Source organism: Nocardia yamanashiensis, assembly GCF_021183565.1.
Taxonomy (GTDB): domain Bacteria; phylum Actinomycetota; class Actinomycetes; order Mycobacteriales; family Mycobacteriaceae; genus Nocardia; species Nocardia yamanashiensis.
Genome location: NZ_CP089226.1, coordinates 607,530 through 624,597, shown reverse-complemented (window position 1 = coordinate 624,597; position 17,068 = coordinate 607,530). Strand labels below are relative to the sequence as shown.

16 protein-coding genes are annotated in these 17,068 nt (G+C 69.4%); 2 read left to right on the top strand and 14 right to left on the bottom strand.

Going from position 1 to position 17,068, the window contains the following annotated elements:
• Nucleotides 1–641: 641 nt before the first annotated feature.
• Entirely contained in the window at nt 642–1,676 is a 1,035-nt protein-coding gene (gene recA / locus LTV02_RS02880) for a recombinase RecA (protein ID WP_067706651.1), read from the bottom strand.
• 166 nt (nt 1,677–1,842) lie between these two features.
• Nucleotides 1,843–2,865 (bottom strand): Lrp/AsnC family transcriptional regulator, encoded by a 1,023-nt coding sequence (locus tag LTV02_RS02875; RefSeq protein WP_233037952.1) that lies wholly within the window; start codon nt 2,863–2,865, stop codon nt 1,843–1,845.
• A 96-nt stretch (nt 2,866–2,961) separates the two neighbouring features.
• Here LTV02_RS02875 and LTV02_RS02870 point away from each other — a divergent pair, with 96 nt between their 5' ends.
• A complete protein-coding gene (locus LTV02_RS02870; RefSeq protein ID WP_233037950.1) occupies nt 2,962–4,368 on the top strand; it encodes an MFS transporter in 1,407 nt (468 codons plus the stop codon).
• A gap of 294 nt (nt 4,369–4,662) precedes the next feature.
• Nucleotides 4,663–5,175 (top strand): CGNR zinc finger domain-containing protein, encoded by a 513-nt coding sequence (locus LTV02_RS02865; RefSeq protein WP_067706641.1) that lies wholly within the window; start codon nt 4,663–4,665, stop codon nt 5,173–5,175.
• 1 nt (nt 5,176) lies between these two features.
• Here the strand turns inward: LTV02_RS02865 and LTV02_RS02860 are convergent, their stop codons facing one another.
• From LTV02_RS02860 to LTV02_RS02805, 12 genes are all read right to left on the bottom strand, one after another.
• Nucleotides 5,177–5,368 (bottom strand): DUF3046 domain-containing protein, encoded by a 192-nt coding sequence (locus LTV02_RS02860; protein ID WP_067706639.1) that lies wholly within the window; start codon nt 5,366–5,368, stop codon nt 5,177–5,179.
• A gap of 93 nt (nt 5,369–5,461) precedes the next feature.
• The gene (locus tag LTV02_RS02855; protein ID WP_233037948.1) at nt 5,462–6,625 is read right to left on the bottom strand and encodes a glycosyltransferase; all 1,164 of its coding nucleotides are present in this window, start codon (nt 6,623–6,625) and stop codon (nt 5,462–5,464) included.
• A gap of 360 nt (nt 6,626–6,985) precedes the next feature.
• Nucleotides 6,986–7,699, bottom strand: a complete 714-nt coding sequence (locus LTV02_RS02850; protein WP_233037946.1) for a PIG-L deacetylase family protein — start codon at nt 7,697–7,699, stop codon at nt 6,986–6,988.
• A 311-nt stretch (nt 7,700–8,010) separates the two neighbouring features.
• Nucleotides 8,011–9,162: an ROK family transcriptional regulator gene (locus tag LTV02_RS02845; RefSeq protein WP_233037944.1), complete on the bottom strand. Its 1,152-nt coding sequence runs from the start codon at nt 9,160–9,162 to the stop codon at nt 8,011–8,013.
• Between the two features lie 45 nt (nt 9,163–9,207).
• On the bottom strand, nt 9,208–10,641 hold the full coding sequence (locus LTV02_RS02840) for a sugar ABC transporter permease (RefSeq protein WP_233037942.1): 1,434 nt from the start codon (nt 10,639–10,641) through the stop codon (nt 9,208–9,210).
• The gene (locus LTV02_RS02835; RefSeq protein ID WP_067706627.1) at nt 10,638–11,411 is read right to left on the bottom strand and encodes an ATP-binding cassette domain-containing protein; all 774 of its coding nucleotides are present in this window, start codon (nt 11,409–11,411) and stop codon (nt 10,638–10,640) included. Before LTV02_RS02835 ends, LTV02_RS02840 begins: the two co-directional genes overlap by 4 nt.
• Nucleotides 11,412–11,422: 11 nt before the next feature.
• Nucleotides 11,423–12,586: a sugar ABC transporter substrate-binding protein gene (locus tag LTV02_RS02830; protein WP_233037940.1), complete on the bottom strand. Its 1,164-nt coding sequence runs from the start codon at nt 12,584–12,586 to the stop codon at nt 11,423–11,425.
• A 120-nt stretch (nt 12,587–12,706) separates the two neighbouring features.
• On the bottom strand, nt 12,707–13,657 hold the full coding sequence (locus LTV02_RS02825) for an NADP-dependent oxidoreductase (protein WP_233037930.1): 951 nt from the start codon (nt 13,655–13,657) through the stop codon (nt 12,707–12,709).
• A gap of 122 nt (nt 13,658–13,779) precedes the next feature.
• On the bottom strand, nt 13,780–14,001 hold the full coding sequence (locus LTV02_RS02820; protein ID WP_067706621.1) for a hypothetical protein: 222 nt from the start codon (nt 13,999–14,001) through the stop codon (nt 13,780–13,782).
• Nucleotides 14,002–14,200: 199 nt separating this feature from the next.
• Nucleotides 14,201–15,625 (bottom strand): phage shock envelope stress response protein PspM, encoded by a 1,425-nt coding sequence (gene pspM, locus LTV02_RS02815; RefSeq protein ID WP_233037928.1) that lies wholly within the window; start codon nt 15,623–15,625, stop codon nt 14,201–14,203.
• Nucleotides 15,626–15,655: 30 nt separating this feature from the next.
• A complete protein-coding gene (gene pspA / locus LTV02_RS02810; RefSeq protein ID WP_067706618.1) occupies nt 15,656–16,483 on the bottom strand; it encodes a phage shock protein PspA in 828 nt (275 codons plus the stop codon).
• A gap of 192 nt (nt 16,484–16,675) precedes the next feature.
• On the bottom strand, nt 16,676–17,032 hold the full coding sequence (locus LTV02_RS02805) for a helix-turn-helix domain-containing protein (RefSeq protein ID WP_067706616.1): 357 nt from the start codon (nt 17,030–17,032) through the stop codon (nt 16,676–16,678).
• Nucleotides 17,033–17,068 lie beyond the last annotated feature (36 nt).

Genomic DNA, 17,068 nt, shown 5'->3' with positions numbered 1-17,068 from the left:
CCCTCCGGCGCGTCGAACTCGTCCGCGCCGGTGGGGATCGGCGGCGCTTCCTCCCGCCGCCGACCCCATGTCGACCGGCTCTGGTCGGGCGAGGTGGTGTGCTGGGTTCGCGTCACATTGCGTTGGGCGCGAACGGGTTTCGTAGGTGGTTCGGCGGACTCGGGGTCGTCGTCGGGTTCCAGGGCGGAGTCGGCGTCGGAGTCGGGTGTGGCTGTCCGGCGTCGACGGAGCCGGCTGAGCGGCTCGTCATACGAATCGTCGGTCGGGTTGTCTTCAGCGTCGTTCGATTCGAAAGCGTCGCCGTATCGGCCGTCATAGCCATCGCGGCCGTGGTCGGTGGGTCGGGTCGACCAGGTGTCGCGGGACGGGTTCGCGTAGGGGTCGGCGGTAGACCAGGTGTTGCGGGGTTCGTGGGAGTTCGGGTGGGAGTCGTAGGCGGCTTTGGCGTACGGGTCCGAGCCGAACAGCTGGGTCGAGTCGGCGCCGCGGGGCGAGCTGCGCGGGGCGCGGGGCTCGGTGCGGCGGCGGGACTTCGACTCCAGGGCGTCGAGTTGGCGGCGGAGGCGTTCGACGGCTTCGAGTTTGGGGGCGGGCCCCGGCGGATCCTGCCGGGGCCCTGCGGTTTCCCGATCGGTCATCGGTTAGAAGTCGGCGGCTCCGGCGTCGGCGGTGACATCGGCGCCGATGCCGAGCTTTTCCTTGATCTTCTTCTCGATCTCGTCGCGCACGTCGGTGTTCTCCAGCAGGAACTTGCGGGCGTTCTCCTTGCCCTGGCCGAGCTGGTCGCCCTCGTAGGTGTACCAGGAGCCGGACTTGCGGATGAAGCCCTGATCGACGCCCATGTCGATGATCGACCCCTCCTTGGAGATGCCGACGCCGTAGAGGATGTCGAACTCGGCCTGCTTGAACGGCGGGGAGACCTTGTTCTTGACGACCTTGACGCGGGTGCGGTTGCCGACCGCGTCGGAACCGTCCTTCAGGGTCTCGATACGGCGCACGTCCAGGCGCACGGAGGCGTAGAACTTCAGCGCCTTACCACCGGTCGTGGTCTCGGGCGAGCCGAACATGACGCCGATCTTCTCGCGCAGCTGGTTGATGAAGATGGCGGTGGTGCCGGAGTTGTTGAGCGCCGAGGTCATCTTGCGCAGCGCCTGGCTCATCAGTCGCGCCTGCAGACCGACGTGGCTGTCACCCATCTCGCCTTCGATTTCCGCGCGCGGCACCAGGGCGGCCACGGAGTCGATGACGATGATGTCGATGGCGCCGGAACGCACCAGCATGTCGGCGATTTCGAGCGCCTGCTCACCGGTGTCGGGCTGCGAGACCAGCAGCGCGTCGGTGTCCACGCCGAGCTTGCGGGCGTAGTCCGGGTCGAGCGCGTGCTCGGCGTCGATGAAGGCGGCGACACCGCCCGCGGCCTGCGCGTTCGCGACGGCGTGCAGGGCGACGGTGGTCTTACCGGAGGATTCCGGACCGTAGATCTCGACGACGCGGCCGCGCGGCAGACCGCCGAGGCCGAGCGCTACGTCGAGCGCGATGGAGCCGGTCGGAATGACCGAAATGGGCTGGCGGGCCTCTTCGCCGAGGCGCATCACGGCGCCCTTGCCGAAGCTCTTCTCGACCTGCGCCAATGCCAGTTCGAGCGCCTTGTCGCGATCGAAAGCCTGTGGTGCCATCGCTGGTTCCCCTTCTCGACGGGTGTGTCTCGTGCTGTGGTTGGCGCCCACGTTAGAGGGCCGCACCGACAAGTTCCGACGACGAGCATAAACGAACACGTGTTCGAGGCAAGCGACGCGCCCTCCGACACGCGGGCCGACCCGGCCGGCGCGCGGCAATTCCGGGTCAGCGCCCGACCGCGATCCGCTTCGAGGTCAGCAGCGTCTGCTGTTGTTTGAACATCCGCAGCGCGAGGGACACCTCGATATCCTCGATGCCTTCGAGGGGTCCGAGCGCATCGGTCACATAGCGGTAGAGGTGCGCGATATCCACGCATTCCACCGACACGATCATGTTCGCGATGCCGGTGGTCGCCGCCACGAACGCCACTTCCTGGTGCCGGGACACGGCGAGACCGACCGCCTCCAGATGCGCGGGCCGCACCCGCAGCCACAGCATCCCGCGCGTCTGAAATCCCATGCGCTCCAAGGCGAAATCGAGATCGAAGTACAGCACCCCGGCTTCGGTGAGTTCGTTCATCCGGCGCGCCGCGCGGTTCGCGCTCCACCCCGTGACGTCGGCGATCTGCGCGTAGGGCGCGCGCCCGTCGCGAGCCAGCAGGGCCAGCATGGCCTCGTCCTCCCGGGACAGCGCGACCGGCGCGTCCGGCCCGCCGGGTTCCCGGGCCGACCGGCGCGGACCGAGTTCCCGCAGCTGTTCGGCGCTGAGCAACCGCCCGTAGCGCGGCCATTCCTCCGCGAACGGGAACGCCCGCATCACCTCGTAGATGTTCATGCTCTGCACCTGACCGGCATTGGGCACCAGGCGCAGCAGCAGTTCGTCGCGTCGTTCGATCGAGCGCGGCCGCCCCACGCAGGTCACCTCGAACCCGGTGGACAGTAGTGACACCCAGCTCAAATCCGGTACGCGCGCGAGTGATTCGGCCAGGGCGACCGCCCGGCTGGGCGTGGTCCGGATCCGCAGCAGCCAGCGCGCGTGCCCGAGCGGCGTCATGTTCACCTGCCCCGACACGTGGATGATGCCGCGCTGCCGCAGCGACCGATATCGCCGCGCCACGGTCTGTTCGGAGACGCCGAGAATGCTTCCGAGCCGGGCGAACGAGATGCGGGCGTCGGTGACCAGCCCGTGCACGATCTGTTTGTCGAGCAGATCCATGATGGCGGAATTCTCCACAGCTTCGCCGACCATAGGAGGAATCTACCGCAAAAGAGGTTCCAGCTATGTGGATACCGCCGGACACCCGAAGCTTGGTGACGAAATCGTTCGTCTCTGCCGGAGGTTCCCATGCGGAAATGGCTTCCCCTCTTCGCGGCGTGCCTGGGCACGCTCATGCTGCTCATCGACGTCACCATCGTGAATGTCGCGCTTCCCGATATCGCCGTCGATCTCGGCACCGGCATGTCCGGCCTGCAGTGGATCGTGGACGGCTATGCCCTCGCACTGGCGGCCCTGCTGCTGGTGCTGGGCTCACTCGCCGACCGTGTCGGCGCGAAACCGGTCTATCTGGCCGGGCTGGCAGTGTTCACCGCCGCTTCCCTGGCCTGCGGAATGGCCGGTGACGCAAGCGTTCTGGTGGCTTCCCGGATCGCGCAGGGCATCGGCGGCGCGGCCATGTTCGCGACCACCCTGTCCCTGCTGCACGCCGCTTACACCGGCCGCGATCGCGGGGTGGCGTTCGGCGCATGGGGCGCGATCGCCGGTGTGGCAGCGGGTTTGGGCACCGTGCTCGGCGGCGTGCTCACCGATCTGCTGTCCTGGCGCTGGATCTTCTTCGTCAATCTGCCCCTCGCGGCGGTGACGATCACCTTGTCCGCCTTGGTGTTCCCGGCTTCGCCCCGGCACGCGGGCAGCAAGGTGGATCTGCCCGGCATGCTGGCCTTCGCGGCCGCCGCGACCGGCGTCACCTTCGGCATCATCCGGGCCGGTGAGCACGGCTGGAGCGACGGTGGCGCGCTGACCGCGCTGGCGGCGGGCACGCTGGCCGTCGCCGTGTTCGTGGTGATCGAATCTCGCAGCGCCGCACCGATGTTCCCCCTCGCACTGCTGCGCAATCGCGTGTTCAGCGGCACCCTGCTGAACGCTTCCGGCCAGACTTTCGCCGCCTTCGCCTCCTCCCCGCTGCTGTCGCTGTGGTTGCAGCAGCAGCTGCACCTGTCGCCGCTGCGCGCGGGCCTGGCCATGCTGCCGATGGCGCTGACCGCATTCCTGGTGTCGGGCTTGGCCGGTCGTCTCCTGCACGAGGTGCCCGCCGCGTACACGGTCGGCCTGGGCCTGGTAGTGGTCGGCGCGGGTTCGGCGCTGCTCACCTTCATCGACGCCGGATCATCGTGGGCGGCAATCGTTCCCGGTTTCGTGGTGATCGGTGCGGGCATCGGCGTCAATGCCCCGGCCCTGGTCTCCACCGGCATGGCGGCCGTGGAACCCCGGCAGTCCGGTGTCGCGGCCGGTGCGGTGAACACCGCCCGTCAGCTCGGCATCGCGCTCGGAGTCGCGGTGCTGGGCACCGTGTTCCGCGATGTGGCGGGCACCGCCCAGCCCCTGCCGCTGCCCGATTTCGTGAGCGGCCTGGACGCGGCCGTCGCGGTGGCGGGCGCGGTCGGCATCGCCTTCGGCCTGGCCTCGTTCGCCCTGTTGCGCCGCCCGCGCACCGATGCTCCCGAATCACCGCCGAGTCCGGCGCTGGTCGGCTGAAGACGGTGGAACAACGGAAATGCCTGCCGGAGAAGGTTCTCCGGCAGGCATTCCGCTTTGCGGCGGCCCTACCTGACACACCTGCGCAGGATCGTCGAGTCGTCCACCGCCGCAAACCCGGCCGCCGCCCACATCGTCGAATGCGGACCGCAGGGAAGATATAACCGATTCGGTTTGTTTGACAGGTTAGAAGTTACCCACACACGGATACGACTGTCAACCTTCATAATGTGTTTGACAGGTTAGAAAGGAGGCGTTGCGCCGATGCCGAGCCCGCGACGGTTACCCTCAGGCGTGCCCGATCCACGCCCTCACCTCGGCGAACCACTCGCCCTGGACCTGCTCAACACCCGCTACATCACGGCGGAGGGACCCCAGGATCTGCTCATCGACACCGATGGACTGGCCGCCTGGCTGGCCGACAACGACCTCGCCCTGCCCGCGGACGAGCAGACCTTGCGGGCCGTGGTCACCGCGCGCGAGGCGATTCTGCGCACGGTGCGCGGGGAATCGAGCGACGAGCTGAACGCCGTCCTGGACCACGGCCGCATCCGGCGCACCCTCACCGCCACCGGCCCCGCCGACACCCCCGACGTGCGGCAGCCGGAATGGCTACCGGGCTGGCTGGCCGCCGACAATCTGCTGCGACTGCTGGCCGACGCCCCCGACCGGATCAAGCAGTGCGCACACCCCAATTGCGTGCTGTGGTTCCACGACACCTCGAAGAACGGCACCCGCCGCTGGCATTCCATGGCCACCTGCGGCAATCGCGCGAAGGCCGCCCGCCACTACGCCCGCAACGCCTGAATCACCAGCGCGACTGCGGCACATCGAATTCCGCGCACAGCGCCCGCCACACGTCCCGCGGATCCACCCCCGCCTCGATGGCGGCCGCCCCCGTCTTCCCGATCGAAGGCAATACGTGATCGGCGAGCAGCGCATCACCCCGCGCCGTCCCGAACTCGCCATGCAACAGCTCCTGGAACACCGTCAATCGCACGGCCGCGAGCCTACGCCACCGACGTGATCAGCCCACGAGTGGCACATGACGGCGGGGATATGCCCGGATTCTCCGCGCTGGTGTGCCACTCGTTCAGCCGGCCCGGGTCGCGGCGCGGGCTTCGTGGCAGATCTGGATGGGGTCGGAGACCACGGACGCGCCGGCGGCGGCCGAGCGGGCGGCGGTGGTGAAGGAGTCCTCGGTGAGGATGCGGGACACCGCTTCCCGGACCGCTTCGGGGGTGAGGGGGCGGATGAAGAGGGAACTGCCTTGGCGGGCTGCGCGATTCGCCAGTTCCCACTGGTCGCCGCCGCCGGGGACGGTGATGATGGGGACGCCGGACAGCAGGGATTTGGCCAGCAGGCCGTGACCGCCGCCGCCGATCACCAGGGCGGCGTGGCGCAGTAGTTCGTCCTGGCGGCCCAAACCCGCTGTGGCCCAGGGCGGCAGATGCGCGGGCGGGGTGTCGAGGGTGGAGACGGCGACGCGGACGTTCGCGCCCTCGAGGGCTTCCAATACGAGGTCGGCCATGCCGGTGACGCCGGTGTGCGCGGTCGACGGGGCCACCATGATCAGGGGCTCGTCGCCGGGCGGCAGGTCCAGGATGTGATCGGTGGGCTCCCAGAGCAGGGGACCGACCAGGTGGGCATTGTCCGGCCAGTCGGGACGCGGGACCTCGAGCGCCGGGAGCGTGGCTACCAGCCGGGCGGCAGGTCCGGGATCCTCGGCGGGCAGCCCGATGCTCACCCGGGCCTGCTCACGTTGCAGTTCGCCGCGTCGCACGGCACGCGAGGACAAACCGCGCAGCACGGAATCGCGGGCCCGGCCACGCATGCCCTCCCCCGCCGCGAGCCCACTTCCGATGGGCGGCAGGGCTTTCGACTGGAGATACAGCGGATGCGGTGACAGCTCCACCCACGGCACGCCGAGCCGCTCCGCCGCCATCCCGCCCCCGGCGGTCAGCACATCCGAGACGACCAGCTCGGGGAGCATGGCGCTCAAATCGGGCAGGATCTCGGTCGAAATATGCGCCGCGCGTTGATGAATCCGCGCCCCCGCATCGGCGTCATCGTCCTCGGCACGCGGCGCCAGCCCCTTCAGCCGCCGCACCCCGATCCCGGCATCGCGCGCCGCGTCGAACCAGCGCGGACTGGTGAACAGCACCGGATCATCGCCCGCCTGAAGAAACCGCAGGCACAACGCGATCGCCGGAAAGGCATGTCCCGGATCAGGCCCGGCCACCACAGCTACACGCACGCATGAAGGCTAACTCCCCCGCCTCCCCGGGACTTCAGCGCCCGGCCCGGGAGCCGTTCGCTGTTGGGGACGCGTGCCGGCGGTTGGGAGGCTAACCCGCCTCCCCGCGACTTCGGCGCGCGGCTTGGGTGCCGTTCACCGTTGAAGACGCGTGCCGGCGGTTGGGAGCCGAATCCACTTTGGGCGTACCCGGCGAGTTACCCGCAGCTCGCGCGATCAGTTGCTGCGTTTCGCGGGCTGGAGACCACCCTCATCGCGGGGACAGCGCGGGTCTGCGATTCGGCGGGCTCGTCGCCGAGGCAGGTGAGTTCCCGGCCGACGGTGCTCCGGGATGGCGGAATGGCACTGCCGGTGGTGCGCTCAGCCGGCGAAGTAGTACAGCTCGAAACTGATCGCGTTCGGGGCGTCGAAGCCTTCCTTCGGACCCGCGCTCATTTCGAGGACGGCGCGGGCTTGGGATTCGACGGGCTCGTCGCTGAGGGCTTCGAGGTAGCGGCGGTGGGCGGTGAGGGATTCGACGGCGGTATCCATGGTGGCGGAGACGTCGACGGCGTGGCTGCCGTCGGGGACGCCGTAGACGGCGGCCCAGCGCGGGGAGTGCGGGGGCAGGTCGGCGAGTTCGGGGTGGATCCACTCATTACCGGCGTCGGAGACGGCATCCAGGGCCGCGCGGCCGACAGCGCGGTGGTCGGCGCTGTTGGCGTAGCCGCGGGCCCAGACGTCCCCGAAGTTGAACAGCACCACCATTTCCGGGCGATGGCGGCGGATGGCACCCGCGATATCGCGGCGCAGGTCCAGAGATTCCTCGATGCGGCCGTCAGCATGCTCGAGGAATTCGACCTCGCTCACCCCAACGATCTTGGCACTGGCCAGCTCCTCGGCCTCGCGCAGCGGCCCGGCCTCCGCAGGCGGCATGCCGGCAATACCCGCCTCACCGCGACTGGCCAGCAGATAGCGAATGTCCTTGCCCTGCCGCGTCCAGCGGGCCACCGCGGCGGCCGCGCCGTACTCGATGTCGTCAGGGTGCGCGACGATGATCAGTCCACGCTGCCAGTCCTCGGGAAGCTGCTCCATACCCGAAATTCAACCACCACCGGGCAAGGCGGCACCGCCGTCCACCGCATCGGAAAAGCGGCCCGGATCCGCACCCCCGTTCGTCCAGCAGCCGCGCACCATTCACCCCGGCGCGGCCACGCACCATCCGCTCCGGCGAGGCCAAGCACCATTCACCCCGGCCCCCACGCACCATCCACCCCGGCCCCACGCACCATTCACCCCGGACCCACGCACCATTCACCCAGGCCGCGCGCACCATTCACCCCGGCCGCGCGGTTCGCGACTCCGCCAGGCGCGTTGGCTGTGAGCTAATCCGAATCCGCTGCGGCTCAGAGCATTCCGAGGACGTCTTCGAAGGCGGCTTCGGCTGCGCCGAGGAGCTTGAGGTCGGGGCCGAGGGTGGACTTCTCGAGGCGGATGCCGCCGAGGGCGCGGCTGACCATGCTGCGGCGGCGGACCTCGTCTGCCACCTGGGCGATGGCCGGATCGGGCAGGGCGGCGAAGAGGTCGCCGAGGACGAGGAGTTCGGGGCCGAGGATGTTCACGACGTTCACCAGGCCGAGGGTCATCCATTCGAGGTAGTCGGCCAGTTCGGGCGTGCGATCGCCGTGCCGGGTACGCAGTTCGGCGACGATCGCGCCGCGGGGGGCGTGTTCGGGCAGGCCGAGGGCGCGGCACAGGGCGGCCTGGCCGACCTCGGTTTCCCAGCAGCCGATATTGCCGCAGTGGCAGGGACGACCGCCGGGCCGCACCGTCATATGGCCGATCTCGCCGAGGTATCCGGCGGAACCGCGCAGCGGGGAGCCTTGCGCGATGAGCCCGCCGCCCACGCCGATGTCGGCCGTCACATAGACCGCGTCCGACGCGCCCTGCCCCGCACCGCGCAAATGCTCTGCGAGCGCACCCAATTCGGCATCGTTGCCGACCACCACCGGAACCCCCAGCACCGCCCGCATGCGCTGCCCGAGCGCCACATCACCCCAGGCCAGATTGGCGGCGGTGTGCACCAGCCCGTCGGCGCGCCGCACCACGCCGGGCACCGACACGCCCACCGCCACCGGCCGCAGCCCCAGATCCCCCGCCAGCAGCGCCGCCGATTCCGCGACATGGGTGATGACCTCGTCGGGTTCCCGTTGCCGCCCATGCAGATTCCAGCTGTTGCGGCCCAGGATCTGCCCGCCGAACCCGACCAGCGCGATCCCGGCGTGTTCGGCCGTCACATCCACCGCCAGCACCACCGCCGCCTGCGGCTGCGGCAGCACCAGCAGCGAGGGACGGCCCGCGCCGCGCGCCAGCCGCGGCACCTTCTCCTCCACCAGTCCGGCCTCGGCCAGCCCGTCCACCAGCATTTTGATGGTGGAACGGTTCAGGCCGAGCTCGGTGGCCAGGGCGGCCCGGGTGGCGGGGCCGCCGGCGTGCAGCAGGCGCAGCAGACTGGCGCGATTGAAACGGCGTACCTCGTCCGGGCGTGCGACGGTCATGAGTGCAGCGGGACGGTCATGGACTCAGGAATACCATTGCGGCGCTCACGATTGCGCGATCGCCGCGCGGCGTCTCGAGAGCGCGTCCACCGTGGCGGCCAGCAAAAGCACCAGACCGGTCACTATGGAAACCACGGCGGCGGGCTGCGAGAGCAGGCCGAGCCCGTTCGACACCACGGCCAGCACCGCGCCGCCGATCACCGCGTCCGCCACCCGCCCGCGCCCGCCGAACAGCGAGGTCCCGCCGATCACGGCCGCGCCGACCGCGAACAGCAGCGTGTTGAGCCCGCCCGCCTGCGGATCGACCGAGCCGACCTTGGACGAGTAGACGATCGCGCCGACCGCCGCGCACGAGGAGCAGATGACGAAAACGCTTGCGCGCAAACGAGTCACGTCGATGCCCGCCCGGCGCGCCGCTTCGGCATTGCCGCCGACCGCGTAGATGTGGCGGCCGTAGGTGGTGCGGTTGAGCACGTAGGTGCCCGCCACCAGCAGCACCAGCACGATCGGCACCACGTACGGGACGCCGGAGATCACGATGAGCGAGTTCGGTGACCGGTTCACGGTGAGCAGCGCGGTCACCACGATCGCGAAACCGCTGAGCGCCACCACTTTCGCGACCACCAGCGGCGTCGGCGCGGTGACCAGGCCCCGCCGCCGGCGCAGCAGATGCCCGCCCAGCGTGACCGCCGTATAGCCGCCGGCGGCCACCACGCACAGGATCCAGCTGCCGGCGGTGGACAGATTCCCGTTCGCCACCTGATCGAGCACGTGCGAGGAGCTGATGCCCAATACCCCGCCCTCCCCGATCAATTGGAGGATCACGCCCTGCCAGGTCAGGAACAGGGCGAGGGTCACCACGAACGACGGCATCCCGATCTTCGCGATCAGGAACCCGGTGATGCACCCGATGGCCGCGCCCACGCACACCGCCAGCAGCATCTCCACCCACGGATTGGCTTTGAACCCGATCAGCGTCACCGCCACCCCGAGCAGCGACAACGCCACCCCCGGCCAGATCCGCAGCAGCGCCGCCAGTACCGCGCCCAGCACCAGCAGCGCGTTGAACACGAAGAACACCGTGGATCCCATGCCGTCGAGCAGGTTTCCGTCCTTCACGTAGTGCATGGCCAGCACCGCCCCCGCCACCCCGGACGCGGTCCCCGCCGACAGATCGATCTCCCCGATCAGCAGCACGTACACGATCCCGATGGCGATGATCGTCTGCCCCGCACCCTGCGCCAGCAGATTCGCGATGTTGTTGAGCGAGAAGAACACATCCGACATGATCGAGAACAGCACCACCAGCGCCACCAGCCCGAGCAGCGCCGGCAACGACCCGATCTCCCCGCCCCGCAACCGCATCACATAGTCGCGCAAGGCTTCCCGCGTGGAGAGTGTCGTGGTGTCGATCCCGAAATCGGTTACCGCGGTATTGCTTTCGGATTCGCCGGTCTTGTTCGCCAGATCGTCGCTCACAGGACCACCGCCTCGGGCCGGGCGAGGCCGAGGTCGCCGGAACGGCCGGCGGTGATCAGCTCCACAACCTGGGAGTGCGTGACGTCGGCGGTGCGCACCTCGGCGGCCATGCGCCCCAGGTAGAGCACCGCGATGCGATCCGCGACCTCGAACACGTCGGCCAGGTTGTGGCTGATCAGCACCACGCCGAGGCCCTGTTCGGCGAGCCGCCGGACCAGGTCGAGCACCTGCCGGGTCTGCGCCACGCCGAGGGCGGCGGTCGGCTCGTCCAGCAGCACCAGATTGCTGTTCCACAGCACGGCTTTGGCGATGGCCACGGTCTGCCGCTGCCCGCCGGACAGCGAGGCCACGGGCGTGCGCACCGATTTCACGGTGCGCACGCCGAGCGAGGCGAGGGTGCGGCGGGCCGCCTCCTCCATGCTCGCCTCGTCCAGCAGCCACGGTTTCCCGCGTTCGCGGCCGAGGAACATATTGGCCACGATGTCGAGATTGTCGGCCAGCGCCAGATCCTGGTAGACCACCTCGATCCCGAGCGCCGCCGCGTCCTTGGGTCCGCGCAGGTGCACCGGTTCGCCCCGGAATCGCACCTCGCCGGAATCCGAATCATGAATTCCGGCAACGCATTTCACCAAGGTGGTCTTGCCCGCGCCATTGTCCCCGACCAGTGCGGTGACCTGCCCGGCGGGCACGGTGAAATCCACATCGTGCAGCACGTGCACCGGGCCGAAGCTCTTGTTCAGCCCGGTGATTCGCAGCAGCGGCTCGCTCATGGCCCTACCCCTCAGGCGATGCCGAGCTCGGTGCAGGCGGACTTGACGTCACCGGTGCACAGATCGCCGGCCTTCACGAAACCGGCGTCGGTGACCTGCTTGACGTCCGCGCGCAGGATGGTCTGCGGCGGCAGCAGCACCGATTTCACGTCCCGCTTGCCCTTGGGATCCTGGCTCACCGCGGTGGCCAACGCGTCCGCGGCGGATTTGTCGCCCTTGGCCAGCGCCACCGCGAGTTTCGCAGCCGCCTGCGCCTCTTCGCGGATCGGCTTGAACACCGTCATGTACTGGTCGCCGCGCAGTACCGCCTTGAGCCCGTCGGCGGTGGCGTCCTGTCCGGTCACCGGCACCTTGCCGTTGAGGCCGTTCTTCTTCAGCACGGTGATGACCGCGCCGGCCAGCCCGTCATTGGCCGCCACCACGCCGTCGACCTTGCCGCCGTTGCCGGTCAGGATCTGCTCGAAGGTGTTGCCGCCCTTCTGATTGTCCCAGCCGTCGATGGCCTGGCTGCGCACCAGTTTCAGGGTGCCCGCGTCGTAGAGCGGCTGCAGCACCTTCTGCTGGCCCTGATGGAACAGGGTGGCGTTGTTGTCGGTCGGCGCGCCCTCGATCTCGATGACCGAGGCGGCGGGCTTGTCCTTCAACGCGGTGGCGAGGGCCTGGCCCTGGAGTTCGCCGACCTTCACATTGTCGAAAGACACGTAGTAGTCCGAGGATCCGCCGAGATTGAGCCGGTCGTAGTCGATGGTCGGAATGCCCGACTTCTTGGCCTTGGCCGCGACGGCGCTGCCCACCTCGCTATTGATCGAGGCGATGACCAGCACCTTCACCCCCTTGGCGATCATGCCGTCGGCGAGGGTACTGAATTTCTGCACATCGCCCTGCGCGTTCTGCACGTCGGCGTCGAAACCCTCGGCGCGCAGGGCTTCCTGGAGCATCGGCTTGTCGAAGGATTCCCAGCGGGCCGAGGTGGCGGTCTCGGGCAGGATGACGCCGACCGTTCCCTTCCCGCCTCCCCCGCCGGATGACGTTCCGGGCGTGTCGGTATTGCTGGAGTTGGAACCGCAGGCGGTGAGCGTGAGCAGTCCGGTGAGTGCCAGCGCGCAGCCCGCGAACAGCGCGCCGCGCCGGGTGCGGGCGGAATCATGCTGCGTGAAGGGGGTTTTCGTCCTCATCAGGGTGACCTTTCGAGCGGCGGCCACCGGCTTGCGGCCGCACACCGATCAATATGTTGTGCCCGACAACATATGTGACTCGGTCCGCCCTGATGGGACGATTCACCGAATTCGCCTCGGCTATCCGCGCTTCGGCAGTAGAACGACCTTTCCACCCGCGTGTCCGTCGCGCACGAATTCGTGGGCGGCGGCGACTTCGTCCAGGGGGTAGGTGGCGGCGATGGTGACCTCGAGCTTGCCCGCGGCGGCGGCCGGCACCAGTTCGCGCCAGGCATTGCCGCGGATCTCGGTGCCCGGGTCGGCGCCGGGGCCGCCGCCGAGGATCTGGATGCCGGTGTCGGCGCGGCCGAAGGCGACGATGGTGGCGATGCGGGAACGGTCGGCGACCAGTTCGAGGGAGACGTCGACGGCCTCGTCACTGCCGACGGTGTCGATGGCGACGTCGACGCCGCCGGGGGCCAGCGCCCGCACCCGATCGCCCAGTCCCGGACCGTATTCGACCGGTTCCACGCCGTAACCGCGCAGACGTTCGTGCCGTCCGGCCGACGCGGTGCCGATCACGCGCGCGCCGCGGGCCACCGCGAGCTGCGCGGCCAGCGCGCCGACGCTGCCCGCCGCGCCGTGCACCAGGACCGTGTCACCGGCCGCGACCCGGGTGGCCGCGAGCAGGTGCACCGCCGTGCCGCCGGTGCTGAGCAGACCGGACGCCACCTCCCAGCTCAATTCGGCGGGCTTGGGCACGGTCTTGGCGGCGGGCAGCGTGACGACACCGGCGTAAGCGCCTTCGGCCCTGCCGATGACCTCGTCACCGACGCGCACCGGACCGGCGGGCCCTTCGGCGTCGGGGCCGACCGCGGTGACCACGCCGGAGAATTCCAGGCCGAGCCGGAGGGGCAGGGCGTTCGGATCGGTGCCGAACGCACCGCTGTAACGCTTGTAGTCGAACGGGTTCACGCCCGCCGCACGGACTTCCACGGTGACCTGACCGGGGCCCGGGTCGGGGACATCGACATCGATCAGCGACAACACTTCCGGGCCACCGTAGGAGGTGGCGACAACAGCAGTAGCCATGCCGCCGACAACGAACGGGCGGACGATCCGATTCCCGGGATTCGCCGCACGCAGCGAAAAGCCCGGGTACCCCCACTCTCGGGGGCGGCCCGGGCTTCCGATGTCCGGTCGCGCGGCCTGCGCTACAGCTTGCCGATGGGCGACTTGTCCGAGCCGGACAGCGCCTTGTACAGCAGGTAGAGGCCGAAGACGACGGCGCTGATCACCAGGATCGGGAACAGACCCTTGATCAGTGCGCCGATGATCGCGAGCGCGATCCAGATGACCGCGACAACGCCGATGATCTTCCACAGCATGACAATCCTCCCGAAGGTTTCCGAACCGGCGTCCGCGCGATCCGACACCTACCATCCTGACCGCTCCCGGCCGGGAAATCACCAGGTCAGCACCGATATCGGGGAAAGTTCAGGGTAGACCCTGAGGGGCCGATCCCGCGTGCGCGAGCATTTCGCACAACAACCCCGAGGGCAGGATCCATACCCGGTACCGGTCGTCGGCTACGCGCGGTAGCGCTCGTCGGCCATGCTCGGCAATGGTCGCGGGCTACGCGCGGTAGCGCTCGTCGGCCAGGTCGGTGAGCGCCTGCGCCCAGCCGTCCAGGCGGTCGGCGGCGTCGCGCAGATGCACCATGGCCCAGCCGAGATCATCTGCGATAGCGGCACTCTCGGGCACCGCGAGTACCCGGGCCGCCGCCGCGACCATACCCTCGAACTCGACCACGCCGCCGTCGAGCCGGGTGGCGACGGCTTGAACATGGCCCACCAGAATCGAATCCCGGCCACCGAGCGCACCCGCCGCCCGCTCCATGGCCACCATGTCGGCGGCCAGGGCGTGCAATGCGGCCGCGCCCGAGGCCGCGGTCTCGAGGGTGTCGTTCAAGTCGTCTTCGGGTAGCCGCCCCGATCGGGAGATCTGGTCGCCGAGGCCGTGCAGGGCGCGTTCGGCGCGCACCAGCCGGGCAATGGACGCGCGGGCCGCCGACCGCAGCGGCGGCAGCTTCCGGGGCGCGAACGACGCCTGCGGCAGGGGTTCCTTACGCAGTTGCAGATACCGTTTGGCCGTGACCGCGGTGCCGGTGACCAGCGCGACCGCACCACCGCCGACCACGATGACCGCCCATGCCGGGGCCGAGATCAACACCAGCCCAACGGTTCCAGCGGTGGTCAAGCCACCGGCGGTACCGAGCCGCAGACTCCGTCGCCGCGTACGCCGCCGCTTCCGCAACTCCCGCTCCCGCGGATCAGCCCACTTCCGCACCGCGAACAGAGCATGCTCACCGACCTCGCGCAGCGTGTCCGGCACCCGCCGCGCCAACTCCTCCGGCTCGACACCGCTGGGCGCCAGCATCTCCCGCACCACCTGCGTGGCCCGCTCCCGCCGTTTGGGTTCGGCCGGAGGGGGCGGCGCACTCCGCGACTTCTTCGCCTTCCGGCGGCGCGACGGCTCGGGGCCGGTGGCGCTCGGATCATTGAAGGCGGCACTCGCGGACGGCGATCCCGCGATGGACTGGTCAACCGGATAGCCGGTGGGCGCCGAAGCACCGGTAGGCGTCCGGCCGGGAGTTCCGTACGGCCGTGCGACGCGCGGGCTCGACGCTGCCCGTCCCCGAGGAGCGTCCGCAGGTGGCGGCGAGTTGACCTGTGCTGCAGCGAAACCCGCTCCGTGAAGGTCTGGTTCGTCCCCCGCGGGGTCGGGATAGCGCGGCGCGGCGGCCGGATTCGGCATCGGGTCGGTCAGGTGCGCCGGATTCGGGAGCGGCGCGGTGTGGTTCGGCGGGCGAGCCGGGTCCGCGGGCATGCGGGCAGTATCGCGCGGGGGTACGACAGAAACCTCGGGCGCGGGGTTCGCGGCCGGGAAGACGGTGGGGAGGCCGGGGATCGGCTCGGGGCGTTGCGGTTCGGGGCGCGGGCGGCGGCGGAAACGCGCGCGGGAGACCGCGGGGTCGTTGTCGGCCCGCGATCTCCCCATCAGTGCAACGCCTTTCGAGAACTGCCGAGCTTACTGCTGGGCGGCCTGGCCCTTGTCGAACTGGGGCTGAGCCGGGTTGGCGGCGGTCTGGCCCTGGTTCAGCTGCTGCTGGTTGCCGGCGGCGGGCAGGGTGTCGCCGCGCATGGAGGCACGGATCTGCTCGAGACGGCTGTGGCCGGCCATCTGGATGGAGGCCTGCTGTACTTCCATCATGCGGCCCTGCACCGAGTTCTGGGCCAGTTCGGCGGCGCCGAGGGCGTTCGCGTAGCGGCGCTCGATCTTCTCGCGCACCGCGTCCAGGCTCGGGGTGGTGCCGGGGGCCGAGAGGGTGGAGTCCATCTGCTGCAAGGAGGCGGAGACCTGCTCCTGCATCTTGGCCTGCTCCAGCTGGGACAGCAGCTTGGTGCGCTCGGCGACCTTCTGCTGCAGCAGCATGGCGTTCTGCTCGACGGCCTTCTTGGCCTGCGCGGCGGCCTGCAGCGACTGATCGTGCAGCACCTTCAGGTCCTCGACGGCCTGCTCGGCGGTGACCAGCTGCGCGGCGAACGCCTCGGCGGCATTGGTGTACTGGATGGCCTTCTCGGTGTCGCCCGCGCCCGCCGCCTGATCGGCCAGCATGACCGCCTGGCGCGCATTGGCATTGAGCTTCTCGACCTCGTCCAGCTGGCGGTTGAGCTTCATCTCCAGCTGCCGCTGGTTGCCGATGACCGATGCGGCCTGCTGCGACAGGGCCTGATGCTGCCGCTGGGCTTCCTCGATGGCCTGCTGGATCTGCACCTTCGGATCCGCATGCTCTTCGATCTTGGAATCGAAGAGGGCCATCATGTACTTCCAGGCCTTGACGAACGGATTAGCCATCGATTGATCCCGCCTCCATGTGACGTGCCGCGCGCCGTCGTGGTGTGCGGCATGATGCGCGACCCTCACGCATCCCTGTTGTCCCTGTCCAACTGTTGCTCAGCAGCCGTGCCGGAGACTTTTGCGGCTGCACGACGTCTCCGGCACGAAGCCTACAGAGAATTTATCCCTTTCGGATCCACCGCACAGCGCTCACTTGGCGGCCACCAGCACCAGCCGGTCCGACTTGGGCGCCGGAATGACGATCCGGGGCGCGGCGGACAGGGCCGCGACCGCGGGCGTACTCGCCTTGGCCGCAGCCACACTCGCCTTGCGGTCGGCGTCCGCCATGGCGGAGCTGACGTCGAAGAGCACCTGGGCCAGCGGCACGTCCAGGGCCTGGCAGATGGCGGCCAGCAGTTCGCTGGAAGCCTCCTTGCGCCCGCGCTCCACCTCGGACAGATACCCCAGACTCACGCGCGCCGAGGTGGAGACCTCGCGCAAGGTCCGGCCCTGGGCGACCCGAGCGCGCCGCAGACTTTCCCCGATGGCTTCTCGCAGCAGCGTCATCTCGTTCTCCTCACACTCGTCTCGCCGGACCCAGCG